This is a genomic window from Limnohabitans sp. Jir61 (assembly GCF_003063545.1).
Lineage (GTDB): Bacteria > Pseudomonadota > Gammaproteobacteria > Burkholderiales > Burkholderiaceae_C > Limnohabitans.
This window is the reverse complement of record NZ_NESD01000001.1, coordinates 338,557-361,611: the sequence shown is the minus strand read 5'-3', so window position 1 is coordinate 361,611 and position 23,055 is coordinate 338,557. Positions and strand designations below refer to the sequence as shown.

General features: G+C 54.3%; 21 protein-coding genes. 13 read left to right on the top strand and 8 right to left on the bottom strand.

Annotated features, from left to right (window positions below):
• Position 1 precedes the first annotated feature (1 nt).
• From B9Z35_RS01780 to hemC, 3 genes are read right to left on the bottom strand one after another with little or no spacing between them, the layout of a single operon-like run.
• Complete coding sequence (locus B9Z35_RS01780; RefSeq protein WP_108281945.1) at positions 2 to 1,102, bottom strand: uroporphyrinogen-III C-methyltransferase; 1,101 nt, start codon at positions 1,100 to 1,102, stop codon at positions 2 to 4.
• On the bottom strand, positions 1,099 to 1,935 hold the full coding sequence (locus tag B9Z35_RS01775; protein WP_370444103.1) for a uroporphyrinogen-III synthase: 837 nt from the start codon (positions 1,933 to 1,935) through the stop codon (positions 1,099 to 1,101). Before B9Z35_RS01775 ends, B9Z35_RS01780 begins: the two co-directional genes overlap by 4 nt.
• On the bottom strand, positions 1,916 to 2,791 hold the full coding sequence (gene hemC / locus B9Z35_RS01770) for a hydroxymethylbilane synthase (RefSeq protein WP_233246486.1): 876 nt from the start codon (positions 2,789 to 2,791) through the stop codon (positions 1,916 to 1,918). Before hemC ends, B9Z35_RS01775 begins: the two co-directional genes overlap by 20 nt.
• 228 nt (positions 2,792 to 3,019) lie before the next feature.
• On the opposite strand from hemC, the gene argH reads away from it, so the two are divergent.
• The 11 genes from argH to B9Z35_RS01715 all read left to right on the top strand — a co-directional run bounded on the left by argH (position 3,020) and on the right by B9Z35_RS01715 (position 14,364).
• On the top strand, positions 3,020 to 4,468 hold the full coding sequence (gene argH, locus B9Z35_RS01765; RefSeq protein WP_108281943.1) for an argininosuccinate lyase: 1,449 nt from the start codon (positions 3,020 to 3,022) through the stop codon (positions 4,466 to 4,468).
• Between the two features lies 1 nt (position 4,469).
• Entirely contained in the window at positions 4,470 to 4,949 is a 480-nt protein-coding gene (locus B9Z35_RS01760; protein ID WP_108281942.1) for a DUF2127 domain-containing protein, read from the top strand.
• Complete coding sequence (locus B9Z35_RS01755; protein WP_108281941.1) at positions 4,942 to 5,880, top strand: 1-phosphofructokinase family hexose kinase; 939 nt, start codon at positions 4,942 to 4,944, stop codon at positions 5,878 to 5,880. Before B9Z35_RS01760 ends, B9Z35_RS01755 begins: the two co-directional genes overlap by 8 nt.
• Before the next feature lie 60 nt (positions 5,881 to 5,940).
• Positions 5,941 to 7,242: a hypothetical protein gene (locus tag B9Z35_RS01750; RefSeq protein ID WP_146178927.1), complete on the top strand. Its 1,302-nt coding sequence runs from the start codon at positions 5,941 to 5,943 to the stop codon at positions 7,240 to 7,242.
• 6 nt (positions 7,243 to 7,248) lie between these two features.
• Positions 7,249 to 7,791, top strand: coding sequence for a hypothetical protein (locus B9Z35_RS01745; protein WP_108281939.1), 543 nt, complete (start codon positions 7,249 to 7,251; stop codon positions 7,789 to 7,791).
• 116 nt (positions 7,792 to 7,907) lie between these two features.
• Positions 7,908 to 9,062 (top strand): alpha-hydroxy acid oxidase, encoded by a 1,155-nt coding sequence (locus B9Z35_RS01740; RefSeq protein WP_108281938.1) that lies wholly within the window; start codon positions 7,908 to 7,910, stop codon positions 9,060 to 9,062.
• A gap of 54 nt (positions 9,063 to 9,116) precedes the next feature.
• Positions 9,117 to 9,647 (top strand): anti-sigma factor domain-containing protein, encoded by a 531-nt coding sequence (locus tag B9Z35_RS01735; protein ID WP_108281937.1) that lies wholly within the window; start codon positions 9,117 to 9,119, stop codon positions 9,645 to 9,647.
• Positions 9,648 to 9,730: 83 nt separating this feature from the next.
• On the top strand, positions 9,731 to 10,954 hold the full coding sequence (gene dinB, locus B9Z35_RS01730; protein WP_108282776.1) for a DNA polymerase IV: 1,224 nt from the start codon (positions 9,731 to 9,733) through the stop codon (positions 10,952 to 10,954).
• Between the two features lie 53 nt (positions 10,955 to 11,007).
• A complete protein-coding gene (locus B9Z35_RS01725) occupies positions 11,008 to 11,868 on the top strand; it encodes a phosphate/phosphite/phosphonate ABC transporter substrate-binding protein (protein ID WP_108281936.1) in 861 nt (286 codons plus the stop codon).
• Between the two features lies 1 nt (position 11,869).
• The gene (locus tag B9Z35_RS01720; RefSeq protein ID WP_108281935.1) at positions 11,870 to 13,291 is read left to right on the top strand and encodes a sensor histidine kinase; all 1,422 of its coding nucleotides are present in this window, start codon (positions 11,870 to 11,872) and stop codon (positions 13,289 to 13,291) included.
• A 2-nt stretch (positions 13,292 to 13,293) separates the two neighbouring features.
• Positions 13,294 to 14,364, top strand: coding sequence for an HD domain-containing phosphohydrolase (locus B9Z35_RS01715; protein WP_108281934.1), 1,071 nt, complete (start codon positions 13,294 to 13,296; stop codon positions 14,362 to 14,364).
• Positions 14,365 to 14,406: 42 nt separating this feature from the next.
• Here the strand turns inward: B9Z35_RS01715 and queF are convergent, their stop codons facing one another.
• The 3 genes from queF to B9Z35_RS01700 are packed head-to-tail and all read right to left on the bottom strand — an operon-like array spanning position 14,407 to position 17,677.
• Positions 14,407 to 15,252, bottom strand: a complete 846-nt coding sequence (gene queF, locus B9Z35_RS01710; RefSeq protein WP_108281933.1) for an NADPH-dependent 7-cyano-7-deazaguanine reductase QueF — start codon at positions 15,250 to 15,252, stop codon at positions 14,407 to 14,409.
• A gap of 8 nt (positions 15,253 to 15,260) precedes the next feature.
• On the bottom strand, positions 15,261 to 16,034 hold the full coding sequence (gene yaaA, locus B9Z35_RS01705; RefSeq protein WP_108281932.1) for a peroxide stress protein YaaA: 774 nt from the start codon (positions 16,032 to 16,034) through the stop codon (positions 15,261 to 15,263).
• Positions 16,035 to 16,087: 53 nt separating this feature from the next.
• The gene (locus tag B9Z35_RS01700; RefSeq protein ID WP_108281931.1) at positions 16,088 to 17,677 is read right to left on the bottom strand and encodes an ABC transporter substrate-binding protein; all 1,590 of its coding nucleotides are present in this window, start codon (positions 17,675 to 17,677) and stop codon (positions 16,088 to 16,090) included.
• Between the two features lie 174 nt (positions 17,678 to 17,851).
• On the opposite strand from B9Z35_RS01700, the gene B9Z35_RS01695 reads away from it, so the two are divergent.
• Positions 17,852 to 20,779: a valine--tRNA ligase gene (locus B9Z35_RS01695; protein WP_108281930.1), complete on the top strand. Its 2,928-nt coding sequence runs from the start codon at positions 17,852 to 17,854 to the stop codon at positions 20,777 to 20,779.
• Positions 20,780 to 20,818: 39 nt separating this feature from the next.
• The gene (gene galU / locus B9Z35_RS01690; RefSeq protein WP_108281929.1) at positions 20,819 to 21,703 is read left to right on the top strand and encodes a UTP--glucose-1-phosphate uridylyltransferase GalU; all 885 of its coding nucleotides are present in this window, start codon (positions 20,819 to 20,821) and stop codon (positions 21,701 to 21,703) included.
• A gap of 1 nt (position 21,704) precedes the next feature.
• On the opposite strand, the gene B9Z35_RS01685 is transcribed toward galU, so the two are convergent.
• Together B9Z35_RS01685 and cysM are read right to left on the bottom strand one after the other, a co-directional pair.
• On the bottom strand, positions 21,705 to 21,932 hold the full coding sequence (locus B9Z35_RS01685; RefSeq protein ID WP_108281928.1) for a sulfurtransferase TusA family protein: 228 nt from the start codon (positions 21,930 to 21,932) through the stop codon (positions 21,705 to 21,707).
• Complete coding sequence (gene cysM, locus B9Z35_RS01680) at positions 21,929 to 22,843, bottom strand: cysteine synthase CysM (RefSeq protein WP_108281927.1); 915 nt, start codon at positions 22,841 to 22,843, stop codon at positions 21,929 to 21,931. Before cysM ends, B9Z35_RS01685 begins: the two co-directional genes overlap by 4 nt.
• Positions 22,844 to 23,055: the final 212 nt, after the last annotated feature.

Here is a 23,055-nt window from a genome sequence, read left to right as displayed (position 1 = left end):
GTCAGCGCCCCGCTGCAGCAGTGGTGAGGGCCGCGATGGTGTCGTCCACGCGCGGAATCTCGATTTGCTTGGACTGCGTCAGCACCTCACGCGCCAGCGCCAAAGTGGTTTGGCCTTGGCGGGTTTGCATGTCGAAGTAATGCGCCAAATCGTCGTTGGCTTGCTTCATGTCGGACTGCACCACATCAAAGTGGCGGGCCAACAAACCCAAACGGGCGTTGAGCAAACGCAGCTTCAGGTTTTCACGCACAAAGTAGCTTTGATCGGGTGCGAGCATGCTGGCTTCAGGCTTGTCGATGCGGCTCACGCGAATCAGGCTTCGCGCGTCATCCCACACATCCGACAACACCTTCTCCCACCAGCTCATGCTGATGGCTTTGGCCCAGCTAGTGGCGGGCACGGGTTGCAATGGCTTGTCTTTGTTGACCACACCCACCGCGTTGACCATGGGCAAGGTGTCCACCACGCGCACCAACTCGTCAAGCTTGAACAACAGTGCAGGCGTGTCGGCCACAGCGGTGGATTTGATGCGTTCGATATCACGGGTCACAGCACGCAACACGGGCGCGAGGCGCGGTTGCGCGACTTTGGTCAAGCGTTGCTCAGCAGAGTTGAGCGCAGCCAACAACGGCTGCACGCTCCCCGTAAGCTGAGCTTGCTGCTGGGCCAAACGAATGGCAGACTCGATGTCGACCACCAAGTTTTCGTCACGTGAGCGTGAGAGGCTTTGCATCAGCTCTTCGAGTTGGCTGCGTTGCAGAGACACTTCGCTGAGCTTGGCATCGGTCACTGCCAAACGTGCCGCAGTTTCGCGCGCCAGCTCTTCGGCTTGCTTAGACGTCACACGCGCTTCCACGGCTTGGCTGCCGGTGTCAGCGCTTTGGCGTGCGAGTTGTTCTTGAATGCCCGAGAGCTTGGCCCACATCAGACCCGAGCCCACAGCGCCGACCACCGCCAAAGCGCCGATGCTGCGCGTGAGCCACTTGCTGGTGTCGGTTGTCTGGTCCGTGTTCGCGCTGTTGAACTCACTTGCGCTCGCAAGCGGTTCTGTGGTGTGGCCCAAAGGCGGGAGGTTGTGGGTGTCGTCGTGCTCTGGCTTCATGCCAGAGATTCTAATGAGACTAATAAATCTGCCAGAGACGGTTTAGACAGATGAATTTCACCAAAACCCAAAGTCTGCGCAGTTTGTGCAATGCGTGGATGGGTGGCGATGCAGCGGGCACGGACCCAGCTTTGGGCTGGCAATGCCAGCGCTAAATTCTGGATGGCCTGGGAACTGCTAAAGCACCACAGGCTGCCGTCCATCGCGGCTTGGGCAGCTTGCGTTCTTTGCGATGCTGTCCACTCGGGTGCGCGACGCTCATAGGCCACCACAAACTGGACCGATGCGCCCGCGGCTTGCAGTTGCTGAGCAAGCCAATCACGGCCTGTGCCATTTAGCGCGGCATCCGGCTGGGTGTTGACATCCAAGCCCCGAACGATGAGCACAGGTTTGCCTCTTTGAACTTGGGCTGACACCCGTTGCCACAAGGCTTCCGAGTCAAACTGCGCGGCATCAGCAGCAGGGCTATCCATGCACGCCTCGGGCACACCCGCTTGCAGCAAGGCTTTGTGCGTGCCGGGGCCGGTGGCCCAACAGCGCGGGCCGTTCGTCCAAGTGGCGTTGCTGCCTTGCAGCGCGGCGGGTTGGCATTCAAAGAAATAACGCACAGCTTGTGCGCTGACAAACATTACTGCTTGAAAGTTGGGCCACTGCGCCCACGCCTGCAAAACGGGTTGCGAATTGCTCACGGGGCCTACATCAATCAAAGGCAAGGCCAGCGATTGGTGGCCAGCGGCTTGCAGTGCATCGACCCACGCGAGCGAATCGCCTGCAGGTCGGGTGATGATGACGCGCATGGCCAGCAAGGTGGTTTTAGTGAGCGCCTTGCGCACGCAACTGAGCCGCCACCGATTCGCCCAATGCATTGGCTGCATCGCGCGAAGCAGGGTCAGCCGCATTCAAAGCTTGCTTGACTTCAGCACGCAGCAACACGGGCGCGCCCGATGGGTCGCCCCAAGCGGCTTGCAAGTGCAGCACGCCGTCTGTCAAAGTGGCGTGTGCGGCCAAAGGCATAGAGCAGCTGCCGCCCATGGCGCGGCTCACGGCACGCTCGGCGGTCACGGTCAGCCATGTGGCGGCATCGGCCAAGGGGGCCAAGGCTTGGGCGACGTCGGCGCGGTTGCTGCGCACCTCAATGCCCAAGGCGCCCTGCCCTGCAGCGGGCAACATTTCGGTGGTTTCAAAAATGTGACGAATGCGCTCGCCCAAGCCCAAACGCTTGAGACCTGCAGCGGCCAACACAATGCCGTCGTACTGACCTTCGTCGAGCTTGCGCAAACGGGTGTCGAGGTTGCCACGCAGGGGCTCGATCTTCAAATCGGGGCGCAGAGCACGCAGCAGCACGGTGCGACGCAGGCTAGACGTGCCCACCACCGCGCCTTGCGGCAAATCATTGAGGTGCGCGTATTTGGACGACACCCACGCATCACGCGGGTCTTCGCGCTCCATCACGCAGGCCAGGTCAAAGCCTTCGGGCAAATCCATGGGCACGTCTTTGAGCGAATGCACGGCCAAGTTGGCGCGGCCTTCTTCCAATGCAACTTCAAGTTCTTTCACAAACAAGCCCTTGCCGCCTACTTTGCTGAGACTGCGGTCCAGGATTTGATCACCCTGTGTGGTCATGCCCAACAGCGCCACGCTGTGGCCTTGAGCCTGTAGCAAAGCTTGCACGTGCTCGGCTTGCCACATGGCCAAGCGGCTTTCGCGGGTGGCGATGGTCAAGGAAACAGGGGAAGTAGAGGCAGTGGACAAAACAAAACTCGCTTTTTCAGGGCCACGAGGCGCGTGGCGAAATCAATTGCGACAAATGTTAGCAGGCGGGCCTTGGCGTTTGGCTTGCAGAAAGCGCTCGCTGCCAAGACGAAAGCAAAACGTCGTGGCAGGAAACCGTCGCAAGCCCGATAAAATCTGGCCTATATGACAAACCAACTCGACAAAAAATCCCAAGCGTGGTCCGCCCTATTTTCTGAACCCATGAGCGAGTTGGTCAAGCGCTACACCGCCAGTGTGTTCTTTGACAAGCGCTTGTGGCAAGCCGACATCACGGGCAGCTTGGCCCACGCCGAGATGCTGGGCCACCAAGGCATCATTGGCAAAGACGATCAAGCCGCTATTGAAAAAGGAATGGCGCAAATTTGGTCTGAAATTGAATCCGGCCAATTCGAGTGGAAGCTCGACCTTGAAGACGTGCACCTCAACATCGAAGCGCGCCTTACCCAACTGGTGGGCGACGCGGGCAAACGCCTGCATACGGGCCGCAGCCGCAACGACCAAGTGGCCACCGACGTGCGCCTGTGGTTGCGCAGCGAGATGGACCTGATCATCGACTTGTTGGTCGATTTGCAAAAGTCACTCGTCGAAGTGGCCGAGAAAAACGTCGAAGTCATCCTGCCCGGCTTCACCCACTTGCAAGTGGCCCAGCCCGTGAGCTTTGCCCACCACCTGTTGGCCTATGTGGAAATGTTTGCCCGTGACGCCGAACGCATGATCGACGTGCGCCGCCGCACCAACCGCTTGCCATTGGGCAGCGCCGCTTTGGCTGGCACCACCTACCCACTGGACCGCGAACGCGTGGCCCGCACACTGGGCATGGTCGATGAACACGGCAACGCCCAAGTCTGCCAAAACAGCTTGGACGGCGTGAGCGATCGCGACTTCGCGATTGAGTTCACCGCCGCCGCCAGCCTGTGCATGGTGCACATCAGCCGCATGTCGGAAGAGTTGATTTTGTGGATGAGCCAAAACTTTGGTTTCATCAAAATTGCCGACCGCTTCACCACCGGCAGCTCGATCATGCCGCAGAAGAAAAACCCAGACGTGCCTGAACTCGCACGCGGCAAAACAGGCCGTGTGGTCGGCCACTTGATGGGCCTCATCACCTTGATGAAAGGCCAGCCACTGGCCTACAACAAAGACAACCAAGAAGACAAAGAGCCTTTGTTTGACACGGTGGACACACTCAAAGACACCCTGCGCATCTTCAGCGAAATGGTGGGCGGCCAAGTCAACCCAGCCACGAGCCAAAAAGAAGGCGGCATCACCGTCAACGCCCAAGCCATGGAAGACGCGGCCAAAAAAGGCTTTGCCACAGCAACCGACTTGGCCGACTACTTGGTGAAAAAAGGCCAGCCCTTCCGCGATGCCCACGAGACCGTGGCTCACGCAGTGAAGGCAGCCGCCAGCCACAACTGCGACTTGTCTGAGCTGCCACTGGAAGTGCTGCAAAGCTTTCACCCTGCCATCGAAAAAGATGTGTACGACTGCTTGAGCCTGCATGGTTCACTCAATGCGCGTAACACCTTGGGTGGCACAGCGCCTGTGCAGGTGCGGGCACAGATTGAACGTCATCACAAACGCCTCGCCTGAGATGTCTGACATCAAAGATCCGCGTAGCGCCCTTCGCGCCATCGCGATCTTTGAAGCGACCAAAGGCTTGGCCGCACTGGCAGGTTTGATTGGTGTTCTTGACCTGCTGCACCACGATGCGCGTGCAGCTGCAATGACACTCATTGGCCGCTTTGGACTCAACCCCGAAGGCCACTACCCCTCGTTGCTACTGCATTACGCCGATTTGCTGCCTGAAACCGATGTGCAAATGTTGGTCGGGCTCGGATCGGCCTACATTGCACTGCGCTTCATCGAAGCCACGGGTTTGTGGTTAAGCAAGGTGTGGGGCGAGTACTTGGGCGCGTTATCGGGCGGTATTTATATTCCATTTGAAGTGGTGCACTGGGTGCGCGAGCCTTCGTGGTTGAACGCTTTCATCGTGGTGTTGAATGCAGTCATCGTGGGCTACCTCACGCACGCCCTATGGCAACGCCATCAACAAAATCAAATGCATGACTGACATTCTCACCATCACCATCAACCCAGCCTTGGATGTATTGACCACCATCGACAAGGTGAGCGATACCCACAAGATGCGTTGCGGCCCCACCCTCAAACATCCAGGCGGTGGTGGCGTCAACGTCGCACGTGTGTTGCACCGCTTAGGTGCCAACTGTGTGTCTGTGTATTTGGCAGGCGGTGTGACTGGCGAGCGCCACCACAAACTGATGAGCGCCGAAAAAGTGCGCTGCCATGTCATACCCATTGCCGAAGAAACGCGCGAGAGCTTCACAGCACACGAGACGTCGAGCGGCAACGACTTCCGCTTTGTATTGCCCGGCCCCCATGTGTCCGCGGCTGAATACGAAGCTTGCTTTGACTTTGTGGCGAAACACATGCCCAAAAAGTTTTTGGTCATCAGCGGTGGCATAGCACCGGGCGTACCTGAGAACTTCTATGCACGTTTAACAACACTCGCCAAACAACACAACGTCCGCGTGGTGCTCGACGCCAACGGCCCAGCATTGGCCGAGGCCTTGAAGGTAGGGGTGTATTTATTCAAGCCCAGTTTGCGTGAGCTGCGTGACCTCACGGGTCAAGCCTTGCCGGATGAAGCTAGCCAAATGGAAGCGGCACAACAGTTGATTCAAAGTGGGCAAGCCGAAATTGTGGCGGTCTCGCTGGGCGCAGAAGGCGCGATGGTCGTTAGTGCCAGCGAGCACTGGTGCGCGCGCAGCATCAAGGTAGACGTGCAAACCACCATTGGCGCGGGCGACAGCTTTGTGGCGGCAATGGTGTGGGCACTAAATCGTGACGAAAGTTTGCGCAAAGCCTTTCAATTCGGCATGGCATCAGGCGCAGCGGCATTGTTAGCACCTGGCACATCATTAAGCCAAGCTGCCGATATTGCGCAGTTGATGCCACTGTTAGTTTTAAACCCGTATTTGTAAAACAACCATTAAATAATTAAAAGTAACTAATTTTTAATATAAACCAATAAAATAGACGTCATGCGTCTATCTTGGCTCCTAGCGATCAGTGAATCACATTTGGCCCTACACGGCTTAATGCGCTATGGAGCAACAACATGCTTTTTCTTAATCGGTTTATTGAGCTGGCCAAGCGCTCACGCTTTATTAAACACAGATGACACATCAAACACCCAATGGAGTTACCAGCTAGGAGTAGACACCTGGCGTATTTCTGCAAGCACCGAAACTGATTCAAATTTAGGTTTGGTTGATGAACGATCATTTTTACTCTTACCAGACACGCATACCGAACGCCCCTACAAGAGCGCGTCTTTGTATGGTTGGGTTGTAGGCAACAAACCTCTGACGGGTTCAACAAAATTTAGCTTCAAAGCGCAAGCTAACCAATCCTTAGGCGCCAGACTTGATGAAGCGCAAATAGAAACTCATATCTCACCGTTTTTAGGGTTTCGGTTTGGAGTTGTTGACTACAAAACAAGTTGGTGTCGCACGTACGAGGCAGACAGTGTCTGGATCAGAGATGTAGAGCCCATCTGCAACTTTCAGAATTTCAGAGATGTAACTGGAGGTGCGCCTGGCGTCCAGCTGTTTGTCAGAAAACCATGGGGAGCATATTTAACTCAATTCCAATTAGGCGTTTATAGGCCACTCATGTTCGATTACGCAGCAAAAGAATTTGGTGATTTTGTGCCAGCCCCCTCACCAAATGACCCCTACATTGTTGAGTCGAATAAGAAAGCCGGATTCAATATCAATGTGCTGAACTTGAACAATGCAGTTGAAGCTCGTTTATCGGTCATTAAAGGCACACATCGCGCTTTCACACCCGACGACGACAAACTTGGAACGACAAAACAGAGCAACCAAGCTGTCTATGCGGCATTGTCATTTCCAATCTCAACGACAGTTTTTGGCAGATTCACACGTTTTCACCAATCGCAAGACGCTACTTGTCTTTCTGATGTTGCAGCCGTTGGCGCTTGCAATCTGAACTACAACTTTAAAAAAGAATTTACATCCGTCGAAGCCACCTCGCGGGTCTCATCTCAAGACATGATCGGGATCGGACTGAGCGAGACTATTTATCGCTACACGCAAAGTGTTTTCTTGTCCTACGACTTTTTTTTCAAAAATCAAATACGGGAAACAAACATCAAACAGCTCAATCTTGCTTGGAGGCACGATTGGGCAAAAGGTGTGTTCACCAGCATGCAATTCATCAAAGCTCTGCATGCAACAGAGCTTACAAGTTCAGCGGTTACAACAAGAACTCCGTCGAATGGATATGCCATCGGCCTGAGATTCGGCTATCAGTACTAAAAGCACATGAAGAAGTTTCTTCTGACGGTCATCACTGCGCTGCTTTCTGCCTGTGGCGGCGGTGGCACGGACCCCATTCCCGAAAAATTTGATCTAAGCAATATCTTATGGAAATGGAAGACTCTCGAGGCGCCTTGTGAAATCGCGATCGCCATAGGCTCCGGATTAACAACTGGAGGTCCAGATACGGTTTATTTCATCAAAAAGTCCGCACTAGAACTCACCGTCGACTACACAGCAATATTTGATTACAAGACTTACAACGATGCCGCATGCACCAACAGCATCGCGCAATACCAACAGCTCTATCAAATCAATGAATGGGTACTCCCTAGTTTAGGCAATGGCGTTACTGCTCAACTCATTTACCTGGGCAGCAGCGGGGATACGCCACCATTTTCCCCAGCGTTCCTTTTAAAAGTCTTGTTTGTCCCCGCTGGCGGTCAACTGAAATTGTTTGAAGACACACATTTAGATTCAGACCAAATGGATGACGATGGCTACCCTATCGGCACATCCACGCCATCCGCGATTTTTGTTCGTCCTTGAATGAAAAAGAGTTCGAACTGCATCCATCCCAAATAATTTCAAACCAAACGGTACACTTTTCACGTCTTTGATCGTAGGCAACCGCTACCATCCGTCTCAAATACAGGAGACACCCCATGCCCGTGATTACCAACATCGAAGACTTGCGTGTTTTGGCCGAAAAACGCGTGCCCCGCATGTTCTATGACTATGCCGACTCCGGCAGCTGGACCGAAGGCACCTACCGTGCTAACGAAGAGGACTTCCAAAAAATCAAGCTGCGCCAGCGCGTGGCGGTGAACATGGAAAACCGCACCACCGCCACCAAGATGGTCGGCCTCGATGTGAAGATGCCCGTGGCGATTGCGCCCGTGGGCTTGACCGGCATGCAAAGCGCCGACGGCGAAATCAAAGCCGCACGCGCTGCTGAAAAGTTTGGCATTCCATTCATTCTCTCGACCATGAGCATTTGCTCTATGGAAGACGTTGCCGCTGCCACCACCGCCCCATTCATTTACCAGCTCTACATGATGCGCGACCGCGAAGCCATGGCCAACATGATTGAGCGCGCGCGCAAAGCCAAGTGCAGCGCCTTGGTGCTGACCCTTGATTTACAAGTGATTGGCCAGCGCCACAAAGACTTGAAAAACGGCCTGACTGCGCCACCAAGCCCCACCATTGCGAACATCATCAACCTGATGACCAAGCCCCGTTGGTGCCTCGGGATGGCAGGCACGAAGCGCCATACTTTTGGCAACTTGGTCGGCCACGTCAAAGGTGTGAGCAACATGAAGTCGCTCTCCTCTTGGACCAACGAACAGTTTGACCCACGCTTGTCGTGGGAAGACGTGGCTTGGGTCAAAGCCCAATGGGGCGGCAAGCTCATCCTCAAAGGCATTCAAGATGTGGAAGACGCCAAGCTGGCCGCGCAAAGCGGTGCGGACGCGATTGTGGTGAGCAACCACGGCGGACGTCAGTTGGACGGCGCTCAGTCCAGCATCGAAGCCCTGCCCGCCATCGTGGCTGCGGTGGGCGACCAAATTGAGGTATGGATGGACGGCGGCATTCGCTCGGGCCAAGACGTGCTAAAGGCTTGGGCTTTGGGCGCTCGTGGCGTTCTGATTGGCCGAGCCATGGTCTACGGCTTGGGCGCAATGGGTGAAGAAGGCGTGACGAAAGCGCTGCAAATCATCCACAAAGAGTTGGATGTGACCATGGCGTTTTGCGGCCACACCAACATCCAAAACGTTAACACCAACATCTTGTTGCCAGGCACCTTCCCAACAGCTTGAGCCTCTGATTGAGGCGCATGCATCAGGGCATGTGGATTGAGGCACACTTCAGGGATGAGTGAAGAAACAACATCCCCTGAAGTCACCCCCAAAGCACCCACCGGCGTCAGCGCTTGGTGGCGTGCCCTGAGCATTTTTCTAACTCTCGTGGTGTTCATCGGCTGGGCGTTCAGCGCCAGCATGTATGAGCAGTTCAAGGCGCAAATTCACCACCTAGAAGCCAAGCTGGTGGAAATTCCGCAAGTACGCGATGTGTCGGTGTTGCTTGATGAGGCGCAAGCGCCCGCCATGTTGCTGACCTACGACCCGAAAAATCAAAAGCTGCAAGTGCAGCGCTTGAACGAGGTCAAAGAAGGCCGCGAACAAGCCCTACACGTTTGGGCGATTGCAGAAGATGATGTGCCTCGTTTGTTGGGCGTTCTCACAGACCGCTACAAAACACAACAACTTGATGTGCCGGCACAGGCACTCGAAGGCGCACGCGCGTTGGCCATCAGCGTCGAAAACAAAGACCGTGGCCCTCGGGACGGTAAGCCACGTCAGCCTTTGTTATTCAAGGGCTGGTTGGTACAAAAAGCCATTTGATTCGGCTCAGCCTAGGTTGAGGATTTTGATCCGTGACCGCATCTCCTGACACCGCTCCGCAACGCCGCATTGCCCACCTCGACATGGATGCGTTTTACGCCTCTGTCGAGTTGCTGCGCTACCCGCAACTCAAAGGCTTGCCCGTGGTGATTGGCGGCGGTCGCCGCCGCATTGACGACATGCTGGCCCGCTTGCGTGAGGCTCACCCCGACTACGAATGGTCAGAAGACAAGCTGCACGAAATCCCACTCGACTTCTTTCCTCGCATCGCAGGCTACACAGGACGCGGCGTTATCACCACCGCCACCTACGCAGCTCGGCAGTTTGGCGTGGGCTCGGCGATGGGGGTGATGAAGGCGGCCAAGCTGTGCCCCGATGCAATATTGCTGCCGGTGGACTTTGACCAATACCGCCATTACTCGCAGCGCTTCAAATCCATCATCACCGACATCGCGCCGCTCATGGAAAACCGGGGCGTAGACGAGGTGTACATCGACTTCACCCATGTGCCAGGCGGGCAACGCGAGGGCGGGCGCGTGTTGGCTCGGCTCATACAAAAAGCGATTTTTGACGACACCGGCCTTACCTGCTCGGTGGGCGTTGCGCCCAACAAACTGCTAGCCAAAATGGCGAGTGAGTTCAACAAACCCAACGGCATTTCCATCGTTCAACCCGAAGATTTGGAAAGTATGATCTGGCCCCTGCCCTGCCGCAAGATCAATGGCATTGGCCCCAAGGCCGAGGCCAAACTCGCCAAGCATCACATTCACATCATTGGCGACTTGGCTCAACGCGACCTTTACTGGCTCATGGAGCACTTTGGCAAAAGCTACGGCGCATGGCTATACGACGCCGCACACGGGAAAGACGATCGCCCCGTGGAAACCGAAAATGAGCCTGTCAGCATCAGCCGCGAAACCACATTTGAGCAAGACCTGCACGCCGTGCGTGACCGTGAAGCGCTGAGCGCTATCTTCACCAAGCTGTGCGAACAAGTCGCCGCTGATTTGCAGCGCAAAGGCTATGTGGGCAAAACCATTGGCATCAAGCTGCGCTATGACAATTTTCAAAGCGTCACACGCGACCAAACCCTAGAGACCTACGTCAACAAAGCCCAAACCATTCGAGCCGCAGCGGGCCAATGCCTCAAGCGGGTAGACCTCAAGCGCCGCTTGCGTCTATTGGGCGTTCGGGTGGGCACACTGATGAAGCAAGAAGACTGGCAAGCCCAAGGGCTCAAGGCCGAGGAAGCGCCCACACAGCCCTATACCGAATCCTTATTTGGGGATGAAATAACGCCAAAGTGATAAACATCCGACTCAGGTGAAAATAACAATATCAACAAAAATGGATTTTGCAAATGCGCGCACTTCAACAAAATCTCATAGGCTTTATTGCCACCACTTTGCTGCTAATCAGCTCGGCGCATTCCGCATGTTTGGGCGAACAAAACACCATCAAAACCTACACGTTTGATGTGGTTCCCCAACTGACTGCTGCCAAAATTTACACCACATGGTCGCCTCTGTTGCAACGTGTGGGCCAAGAGGCTGGTTTGTGCTTTGAGTTGCGCGTGTCCGCCACCATTCCTGAGTTCGAGCAAAAACTACTCAAAGGCGAACCTGAGTTTGTATTTCTCAACCCGTACCACGCCGTGCTGGCCAACCAAAAGAAAAAATATCAGCCATTACTGGCCGACAGCCAAGACTTGCTGACCGGCATCTTGGTGGTGCGTGCAGACAGCCCCATCAAAAGCTTGGATGAGTTGAAAGGGAAAAACATCACCTTCCCTGCGCCCAACGCGTTTGCCGCCTCCTTGTTGATACGCGCCGAGTTAGCCAAAAAGAAAATTGACATCAACCCCGTGTTCGTCAAAACCCATAGCAACGTGTACCGCTCGGTCATCGGTAAAGACGCCCTCGCGGGTGGTGGTGTGAACAACACCTTAGACAACGAAGCGCCCGAAGTACGCCAGCAGTTGCGCGTGTTGTTTGAAACACCCGCCTACACGCCTCACCCCATCGTGACGCACCCATCCGTGCCCGCTGCAGTGCGCGAACGTTTCCTCAAAGCCATGCTCAAGCTAACGCAAGACGAAGAAGGTCGCAAGTTGCTTGATGGCATCAACCTCAGCAAACCCCAAGCCGTGACTTACGCCAAGAACTACAAACCTTTAGAGTCCTTGCAACTCGAAAAGTTTTTGGTGTTGACGGGCCCGTGATATGCGTGATCGCCTAACGTCTGCGCAGTGGAAAAGCATCAAGCCCGCTCTCTTGATTGGGCTGGCATTGGCTCTCCTACAAATTGGCTCGGGCGTGGCAGCGTATTACCAATCCAAAAGTTTGCTGTGGGAAGGTAAGTACCAAACCTCTGAAAACCTGTCGCGTGGCTTGGTGGTAGCCGTGGCAGACCAAATGGTGCTCAAAGACTACGCCTCGGTTGAGTCGCGCATTTTGCAAACCATGTCCAACGCCGAAGTGGCATCGGTCATGCTGACTGACACCACAGGCAAGGTGCTATCAGCCCTCAAGCGAGCGCCAGGTGAAGAGCCGCGCCTGATGTTTGACCCTTACTGGATTGCCACACCAGAAACAGCGCTACCGGTGTTGCAATCACGTGATGACGCATTCATCACGACTTGGGCCAAAGTGAATTTGGGCTCGGACTTGGGCTGGGTTCGCCTACAAACCTACAACGAACTCGACAGTGCAGACCTAGGCAGTTTGAGGCAACAAAACTTATTGCTGTCGGTGCTGTCGGTCCTCTCGGGCATCGTCATCTTGGGTGTGTTTTTGTGGCGTGCTTACTTCACTGTGGTCAAGCGTGAGCACATGTTTGAAGTCAAGCTCGACGAAGCGACCAAGCGCTTGGTGCAGTCTGAAAAACTGGCTTCGCTCGGTGAGTTGGCTGCTGGCGTGGCTCACGAAATCAACAACCCAGTGGGCTATGTGTCGTCCAACCTCACCACCTTGCAAAAGTATTTGGCAGTCTATGAAAAAGTGCTGGACGCCCCCGAGGTCGACAGCGCTGACATGGCTGCGCTCAAGAAAAAGCTCAACTACGCGTTCATCCGCGACGATTTGCAAAACTTGGTGAAAGAAACCCAAGAGGGCGTGGGCCGCGTGAAGACCATCATTCAAGACTTGAAAGATTACGCCCGCACAAATGCCGCCACACACTACGTGGCATCTGACATCCAAGTTGGATTGAAATCTACGCTCAACATTGCCCGTATTCAACTCAAAAATAAGGCCGATGTGCGCCTAGAGTTAGGCAAATTGCCCTTGGTCGAATGTGCGCCCGCTCAAATTGACCAAGTGTTCTTGAACCTCATCGTCAATGCCGCCCAGGCCATGCCCGACGGCAAGATGGGTTTGATAGACATTCGCACCGACTGCGATGACCAGCAGGTGTGGTTTGAGGTCAAAGACAACGGCCCGGGCATTCCACCCGACGTGTTAAAGAAAATCTTCGATCCGTTTTTCACCACCAAAGACCCGGGCACGGGCACAGGGCTTGGCCTGTCGGTGTCGCAAAACATCATTCAGCAACATGGCGGCACACTCACCGTAGACAGCACGGTCGGGGTGGGTACCACCTTCAAAATCACACTCCCCATCAAACGCCCTGCGGCCAAAGGATAACGATGAGCGACACACAAGATGCATTTGATGCCAGCCAATACAAAGTGTTGTGCGTGGACGATGAACCAAATATTTTGTCGGCCTTGCGCCGCATGTTGTCGCTCGAAGGCTTTGAGGTCTTCACCGCCGATAGTGGCCAGCAAGCCTTGGACCTGCTGGCCAAAGAGTCTGTGAACGTCATCATTTCGGACATGCAAATGCCAGGCATGAACGGCACTGAGCTGCTTGAAAAAGTGCGTCAGCAATGGCCGCACACCATGCGCCTCATGCTCACAGGCGCATCCGATGTGTCAGGCGCGATTGATGCCATCAACCAAGGTGCGATTTACCGCTACACCGCCAAGCCTTGGAACGACGAAGAACTGCTGGGCACGCTCAAATCAGCCATTGCATTCGGTACGCTGGCCAACGAACATGACCGCCTAGAAGCACTCACCGTCGCACAAAAAGAGTCACTCAATGAAATGGTGGACACACTCGAGTCGCGCGTGCAAGAACGGACGCAAGATTTGCGCGCGGCATATGTCGCGTCGATCAAGGCCTTCTCCAACATCTTGGAGTTGCGCCGCCCCGACCTACTGCCACACTCACGCCGCGTGGCCACGATGTCGATGAAGATGGCCAAGTTGGCTGGATTAAGCGACGACGAATGTCAGTCGATCTACATTGCTGGCCTCCTACACGACATCGGCAAGATTGGTTTGAGCGATCGAGTACTCAACACCAAGTTCATCGAATTACCACTGGCCGATGCCAAGTTGTATCGCACACACACCACGATGGGGGAGAAAACACTCAACACATTGGACGATATGCAGGGGGTAGCTGCCATCATTCGCTCACATCACGAATACTTCAACGGCACAGGCTTTCCAGATGCACTGTCGGGTAAGGACATTCCCATAGGCGCACGCATTGTGGCGATTGTGGAAGCCTACGAAGAGCTGCAGTCAGGTGATTACGCCAAAGCTGAAAGCAGCCCCGCCGACGCCGTACGCGTGATCTTGAGCAACAAAGGCAAGCTGTTTTGCCCCGAGATGACCGACGTGTTTGTGAAGGCTTTGCGAGGCTAAAACTTCAAAGAGCTAGGCTCTTCGCGCTCTTTGATTGCTTGTTCACTGACGCGCTGTGCGCACGTTAGACGGCATGGCCTGCGGATGGCTGGTGCGCCACGGGTTGATATCTAAACCACCGCGACGCGTGTAACGCGCATACACCTCAAGGCGCAACGGCTTGCAGCGCCGCGTGATGTCCATGAAGATGCGCTCCACGCATTGCTCATGAAACTCGTTGTGATTTCTAAAGCTCACGATGTAGCGCAGCAAACCCGCTTGGTCAATTTGTGGCCCGGTGTAGCTGATACGCACACTGCCCCAATCAGGCTGGCCTGTGACCAAGCAATTGCTTTTGAGCAAATTGCTTGTCAAGGTTTCTGTCGTTGGCGCTTCATTGAAATTGGCAGTGAGCAGCTCAGGGTTGGGTTGGTACTGATCGCATTCCAAATCCAAACGGTCCAAACTCAAACCGTCGAGTTCATTTACAGGCTCGCGGTCAAAGTTTTCGGGCAAGACGAGTTGTACACCCACACTAGCTTTGACGGGCTCGCCATGCCAAATGGCAGCACTCAGGTCTTGGCGCAGGCGGTCTTGTAAATCAGCGATGTCATCGATTTGCGTGTTGTTAAAGCTGTTCAGGTACAGCTTGAACGATTTGCTTTCGATGATGTGTGTCGACTCAGCCGGCACAGTGATGCGAGCCAGCGCCACTTGCGGCTTGCCTCGCGTGTTGAGCCAGCTCAACTCATACGCGGTCCACAAGTCAGCGCCAAAAAATGGAGGCTGTGCGGGGACACCAATTTCATCGCGTTTGGCTTGGCGCGGAATCGGAAACAGCAAAGACGCGTCGTACTGATCCACATACGACGATGATTTGCCCAGCTGCGATTGTTCAGGCGTGTTCATAAATTTCATCAGTCCAGTTTGCGGCGAAACACTTTGCGATCGGGCTCAGATACCGCTGCATCAAAAGCATAGCCTTCTAGGTTGAAACCTTCCAAGCCCTTAGGTGTTTTGATTTGCTGTGTCACGGCATAGCGCGTCATCAAGCCACGCGCACGCTTGGCGTTGAAGCTGATGATTTTGTACTTGCCGCCTTTGTAGTCTTCGAAGACGCACTCGATGACACGAGCTTTCAAAACTTTGCGATCCACTGACTTGAAATACTCTTGCGAGGCCAAGTTCACAATGATCGGCTCTCGCTCATCACTCAAACGTTCATTCAAATAGTTGGCTATCTGAGCACCCCAAAACTTGTAGAGGTTATTGCCTTTCTCATTGGCTAAGGCCGTGCCCATTTCGAGCCTGTAAGGCTGCATCCAATCGAGTGGGCGCAGTACACCGTAGAGGCCGCTCAAAATGGCCACATGCGCTTGCGCCCAGTCCAAGTCTTTGGGCTTCAAGGTCTTGGCATTCAAGCCCTCGTAGACATCGCCATTGAAAGCCAGCACAGCTTGTTTGGAGTTTTTTTCTGTGAATTTTGGACTCCATGATTGGTAGCGCGCCACATTCAAACCAGCCAACGCATCGCTCAGGCTCATCAAGCTAGCAATGTCTTTCGGCGTTTTTTCTTGCAAGATGTCAATCAGCTCGGCCGACTGCTTCACAAACAAAGGTTGCGTGTGCGGTACGGCACCCGCGGGGGTGTCGTAATCAAGGGCTTTAGCGGGTGAGAGTAAAAACAGCATAGGTCACAAAAAAGGCTTCTCGAGAGAAGTCTGAATTATGAGGTGTTAACGAATCATGGTTGGGAAATCAAATCAACACCATAAAACCAGTGGCGACCTAGCGCTGTGATGTGAAAACCTTTCACCTCAGCGCGAAGCACCTTGTATTGGTTAGCGTGCGCAATGGTAAGCCAAGGTGCTTGGTCTTTAAATATCACTTGCGCTTGCGCATACAAATGCGTGCGCTCCATCACATCTGACGATGCTTTTGCTTTTTTGACCAAAGCGTCATAGCTTGCATTACAAAATCTTGCCAAGTTATTACCACCCACCGCATCACAACTCAGCAAGCTGTTGAGAAAGTTATCAGGGTCACCGTTGTCTCCCGTCCATCCGTACAAGGCCATGTCATGTTCGCCCGTACGCAAACGCTGCGTGTATTCAGACCAATCAATGGTTTTAACGCTCACTTTAACGCCTACTTCAGCCAAGTCTTCTTGAATTAGTTTGGCCACTGAAACGCCATTCGGCATGTACGGACGCTGCACATCCATTGCCCATAGATCCACACTAAAGCCGTTGGGGTAGCCAGCCTCCTGCAACAAAACTCTAGCTCGATTAGGTGCGTAGACATCGTCTTGAATGTCACGGTTGTAGCCCCACTGAATGGGTGGAATCGGGTTGGTTGCCGGCAAAGCCGTATGTTTGTAGACCTGACGCAATATTTTGCGTGTATCAATAGCCATGTTCAACGCGCGTCGCACGCGCACATCATCAAACGGTTTTTTGCTGGTGTTGTAGGCCATATAGCCAATGTTCACGCCCGTTTGCTCCAAGACCACCACACCATTTGTCCGCCGCATTTCTGGAAGCTCTGCAGGGTTGGGGTATGGCATGACGTGACATTGACCCTCTTTGATTTTTTTCCAACGCTCAGATGCGTCTGGCGTGATGCTAAATATCAACCCGTCCAACTTAGAGCGCCCTTCCCAATAAGCGTCAAAGGTGCGAAATACAACTTCACGTCCTGCGTGATAGCGTTCAAATTGGAAGGGGCCAGAGCCGATGGGCTGTTGATCTATACGCTCCGGCGTTCCCGCACGCCACATGGCTTGTGCATATTCTTGAGACTGCATACCTGCCCACTGCATCGCTAAACTCGAAACAAATGTGGCATCTGGCTGGTTTAATACGATTTCAACTGTGTAGTCATCCACCTTTCGAATATTCTTTAACAACTTGTGCAAGCCCAAGCTTTCGAAATATGGATATTTGCTGCGCGTGATGTCGTGATAAGGATGCTCCGCCTTCCATTGGCGTAACAACGTAAACAGCACATCATCCGCATTGAAATCGCGTGTAGGTTTGAAACTATCATTGCTGTGCCACTTGACACCACGTCGTAACGAAAAAACATACGTGAGTCCATCATTCGACAGTGTCCATCGTTGTGCTAGAGAAGGTCTTAACTGCGTACTGCCTTGCTCAAAACGTACCAAACGGTCATAAATTTGCCCTGTCACATCAAAGGATGTACCCGTGACATTGAATCCAGGGGTGAAATACTCTGGATTACCTTCTGAACAAAAAATCAAAGTTTTGTCCGCAGCCACCACGTTGATGCTCCAACAAGCGGCGAACACCATCAACAAGATTTTTCCCATACACCACCCAATTAAAAGTAATTTATTAGTGGTAATTTAATTGAAATTAAGCAAAGCAACACATAGCAACGCATTAAAAGCCTAAGACTTCCTCTAGGTAAAATGCGAATTCGACGCATCTTGCGCCCAACGGCAGCACCAAGCCTGCCGTTTTTCTTTTGCCTGAATAGTCCTATGAGCAACACGCCTGCCTTCCCCCTCGAACAACCCGGCCTTGAGGGCTTGTCCAAATCGTTCGAGCCCGCAGCCCTTGAAGCCCATTGGGGCCCCGAGTGGGAACAACGCGGCTACGGCGTGGCTGGCTTTCGTGGCACAGGCGCACCGGCGGCTGACGCACCCGCGTTTGCTATCCAGTTGCCACCTCCGAACGTAACCGGCACCCTGCACATGGGCCACGCGTTCAACCAAACCATCATGGACAGCTTGACGCGCTACCACCGCATGTCGGGCTTCAACACGGCTTGGATCCCCGGCACTGACCACGCGGGCATTGCCACGCAAATCGTGGTGGAGCGCCAGTTGCAAGCCAAAGGCATCAGCCGCCACGACATGGGCACTAGCCCCGCTGAAGCCCGCAAGAACTTTGTGAGCAAGGTGTGGGAGTGGAAAGAAGAGTCCGGCAACACCATCACCAGCCAAATGCGCCGCATGGGCGACAGCGTGGACTGGAGCCGCGAATATTTCACGATGGACCCCAAGCTGTCCAAAACCGTGACCGAAACCTTTGTGCAGCTGTACGAACAAGGCCTGATCTACCGTGGCAAGCGCTTGGTCAACTGGGACCCGGTGCTGATGAGCGCGGTGTCTGACCTTGAAGTCGAGAGCGAAGAAGAAGACGGCTCGATGTGGCACATCCGCTATGACTTGGCCGATGGCAGCGGCAGCTTGACGGTGGCCACCACCCGCCCCGAAACCCTGCTGGGCGACGTGGCCGTGATGGTGCACCCCGAAGACGAGCGCTACAAACACCTCATCGGCAAGCAAGTGAACCTGCCACTTTGCGGCCGCACCATCCCCGTGATTGCCGACGATTACGTGGACAAAGACTTCGGCACAGGCGTGGTGAAGGTCACCCCTGCGCACGACACCAACGACTACCAAGTTGGACAGCGCCATAAGTTGGAAATGATCTGCGTGCTGAACTTGGACGCAACGATCAACAACAACGCGCCAGAGAAATACCGTGGCCTCGACCGCTTCGTGGCCCGCAAGGCAGTCGTAGCCGACCTCGAAGCCGCAGGCGCTTTGGTGGAAGTGAAGAAACACAAACTCATGGTCCCCCGCTGCGCCCGCACCGGCCAAGTGATTGAACCCATGTTGACTGACCAATGGTTCGTCGCCATGAACAAAGTCAGCGACAAAGACCCGACAGGCAAGAGCATCGCGCAAAAAGCCATTGACGCCGTTCAATCTGGCGAAGTGAGCTTTGTGCCCGAGAACTGGGTCAACACCTACAACCAGTGGATGAACAACATCCAAGACTGGTGCATCTCGCGGCAGCTGTGGTGGGGTCACCAAATTCCAGCTTGGTATGACGAAGACGGCAACGTGTATGTGGCGCGTGACGAGGCAGAGGCGCAAGCCAAGGCGCCGGGGAAAACACTCAAGCGTGACGAAGACGTTTTGGACACTTGGTACTCGTCTGCGCTGGTGCCTTTCAGCACCATGGGTTGGCCAGAGAAAACGCCTGACTATGACCTATACCTGCCGAGCAGCGTGCTTGTCACCGGCTACGACATCATCTTCTTCTGGGTTGCCCGCATGATCATGATGACGACCCACTTCACGGGCAAAGTGCCGTTCAAGCATGTTTACATCCACGGTCTTGTGCTGGATGCTCAAGGCAAGAAGATGAGCAAGTCTGAAGGCAACGTGCTTGACCCTGTGGACTTGATCGACGGCATCACGCTCGAACCACTCCTCGAAAAACGCACTCAAGGTCTGCGCAAACCCGAGACTGCGCCAAAGGTGCGCAAGCAAACTGAAAAAGAATTTCCAGAGGGTATCCCTGCCTACGGTGCAGATGCACTGCGCTTCACATTTGCCGCCATGGCCACACTGGGCCGCAGCATCAACTTTGACAGCAAGCGCTGCGAGGGCTATCGCAACTTCTGCAACAAGGTGTGGAACGCCTCACGCTTTGTGCTGATGAACTGCGAAGGCCAAGACTGCGGCCTCAAAGAACACACCAAAGAAGAATGCGCTGTGGGCGGCCCATCACACGGCTATTTGAACTTCAGCCAAGCGGATCGCTGGATTGTGTCCAAGCTGCAACGCGTGGAAGCGGAAGTCGCCAAAGGCTTTGCCGAGTACCGCCTCGACAACGTGGCCAACACGATTTACGACTTCGTGTGGAACGAGTTCTGCGATTGGTATTTGGAAATCGCCAAGGTGCAAATCAACACCGGTGACGATGCACAAAAACGTGCGACGCGCCGCACACTGATCCGCACGCTCGAAACTATCCTGCGTTTGGCTCACCCCATCACACCGTTCATCACTGAAGAGCTGTGGCAAACGGTGGCTGTTATGGCCGGTCGCGTCAAGGCTGACGACAAAACGGCATCCATCAGTATCTCGGCCTACCCCGTGAGCCAGCCTGAACGCATCGACGAACAAGCTGAAGCCCATGTGGCACGCGTCAAATCATTGGTGGACGCTTGCCGCAACTTGCGCGGCGAAATGGGTGTGTCACCCGCTACGCGCATGCCTTTGTTTGCACTGGCTGGCAACGCCGAAGAACACGCTTTCATGCAAGGCGTCGCGCCTGTGTTGCAGGCCTTGGCCAAGCTCAGCGAAGTCAAAGTGTTTGACAACGAAGCCGAATGGTCTGCCGCCGCTCAAGCTGCCCCTGTGGCCGTGATTGGCGAATTGCGTGTGTGCCTGTTCATCGAGGTAGATGTGGCCGCAGAGAAAATTCGCTTGGGCAAAGAAGTGGAACGCTTGCAAAACGAAATCACCAAAGCAGGCACCAAACTCAGCAACGAAGCCTTCGTGGCCAAAGCACCACCGGCCGTGATTGAAGAAGCCAAGAAGCGAGTGGCCGAGTTCACCGCCACCTTGACCAAGGTGCAGGAGCAGCTTGTCAAATTAGGGAAATAAAGCTTCGCTACACTTGGCAAAAATATCAAATTCACGCATATGACTAAACCACTCACCAAAGCCGTGTTTCCTGTCGCAGGCATGGGCACACGCTTTTTGCCCGCTACCAAAGCCAGCCCAAAAGAAATGCTGACCGTGGTGGACAAGCCGCTCATCCAATATGCGGTGGAAGAGGCTTATGAGGCAGGCATTCGTGAAATGATTTTTGTCACAGGTCGCAGCAAACGCGCCATCGAAGATCACTTTGACATGGCCTACGAATTGGAGACCGAACTCGAAGCTGCTGGCAAGCAAGCCTTGCTCGATATCGTGCGCAGCGTGCAGCCCTCTGACATGCAATGCGTCTATGTGCGTCAGGCCCGTGCACTCGGGTTAGGCCATGCAGTCTTGTGTGCTGAACGTTTAGTGGGCAATGAACCCTTCGCTGTGCTGCTAGCTGATGATTTGATGCGCGGGAAAGCAGGCGGTCCTGGCGTTCTCAAACAAATGGCTGACGTGTTTGCGCGCACGCAATCTTCTGTTCTGGCCGTGCAAGAAGTGCCGTTGGAACACGTCCACCGCTACGGTGTGGTGGCTGGTAATGACTTGGGTAATGGTCTGGTTGATATCCAAAAAATGGTGGAGAAGCCCAAAGCCGAAGTCGCGCCTTCACGCACCACCGTGGCTGGCCGCTACATCTTGACGCCAGCGGTGTTTGAGCGCATCCGCGCTGGCGGACGTGGTGTGCAAGGCGAGATTCAACTCACCGACGGCATTGCTGGTTTGTTGGCCACCGAAAAAGTGTTGGCGTATTCGTACGAAGGCAAACGCTTCGACTGCGGCAGCAAAGTGGGCTTCTTGCAGGCCAGTGTCGAGCTGGCCTTAGAGCACGCCGAAGTAGGTGCAGAATTCCGCGACTACCTCAAACAACTCAACCTCGCGTAATTCAACGTCTCTTTAGAACGTGAATGAAGTCGCTGCCCTCTGTGGTTTGTGACAACAGCTCATTACCGGTTTGTTTGGCAAACGCCGCAAAGTCACGCACCGAACCCGTATCCGTAGACACCACCTTGAGCACCTGACCACTCGCCATGGCAGTCAAAGCCTTCTTGGCTTTCAAAATCGGCAACGGGCAATTCAGACCGCGCGTGTCTATTTCTAAGTCGATGTTCATGAGGGAAATACGCCTGTAGATAAGTAACGGTCGCCACGGTCGCAGACGATGAAGGCAATCGTCGCGTTCTCGACATGTTGCGCAATTTGCATGGCCACCCAACACGCACCTGCAGCGGAAATGCCTCCAAAGATACCCTCTTCACGGGCTATCCGGCGGCACATTTCTTCAGCGTCGTCTTGGCTCACGTAGACCAACTCGTCCACATGGCTGGCGTCATAGATTTTGGGCAAGTATTCTTGCGGCCATTTGCGAATGCCAGGGATGCGAGACCCCTCGGAAGGCTGTGCGCCGATGATGCGAATAGCCGGGTTCTTCTCTTTCAAAAAGCGCGACACACCGGTGATCGTGCCCGTCGTTCCCATGGCGCTCACAAAGTGCGTGATACGGCCCTGTGTTTGCTCCCACAACTCGGGACCTGTGGTTTCATAGTGAATGCGTGGGTTATCTTCGTTAGCAAACTGGTCAAGCATGCGACCTTTGCCTTCGGCTTGCATGCGCTCGGCCAAGTCGCGGGCGTATTCCATGCCGCCGCTCTTGGGCGTCAAGATGAGCTCAGCACCAAACGCCTTCATGGTTTGCGCACGTTCGATGGACAAGTCCTCGGGCATGATGAGCACCATGCGATAACCCTTGATAGCAGCAGCCATCGCTAAAGCAATGCCGGTGTTGCCAGAGGTAGCTTCAATCAGTGCGTCGCCTGGCTTGATGTCACCGCGCTCTTGGGCGCGTTGAATCATGGACAAAGCAGGACGGTCTTTGACTGAACCCGCAGGGTTGTTGCCTTCCAGCTTGCCCAAAATGACGTTGCCACGCTTGGCGTTGTCAGCCGCACCAATGCGCTGCAGGGCGACCAAAGGCGTCCTACCAATGGCGTCTTCGATCGTGGGGTAACTCTTTTGTGAACTCATAGTACGTTACTGTGCCATAAGTCATGCGTCATCACGCCACACAAGGCCTTGTGTCAAACCCTACAGCGCTATCAAGCAGCCAAGAAAACACACAAATTCAACGCAAGCTAAAACCAGCAAAAATTTGTGCCATAATATTGCTCTTCTCTCCCGTGCCCGGGTGGTGAAATTGGTAGACGCAGGGGACTCAAAAAGTTGAAACCCTTAGTACT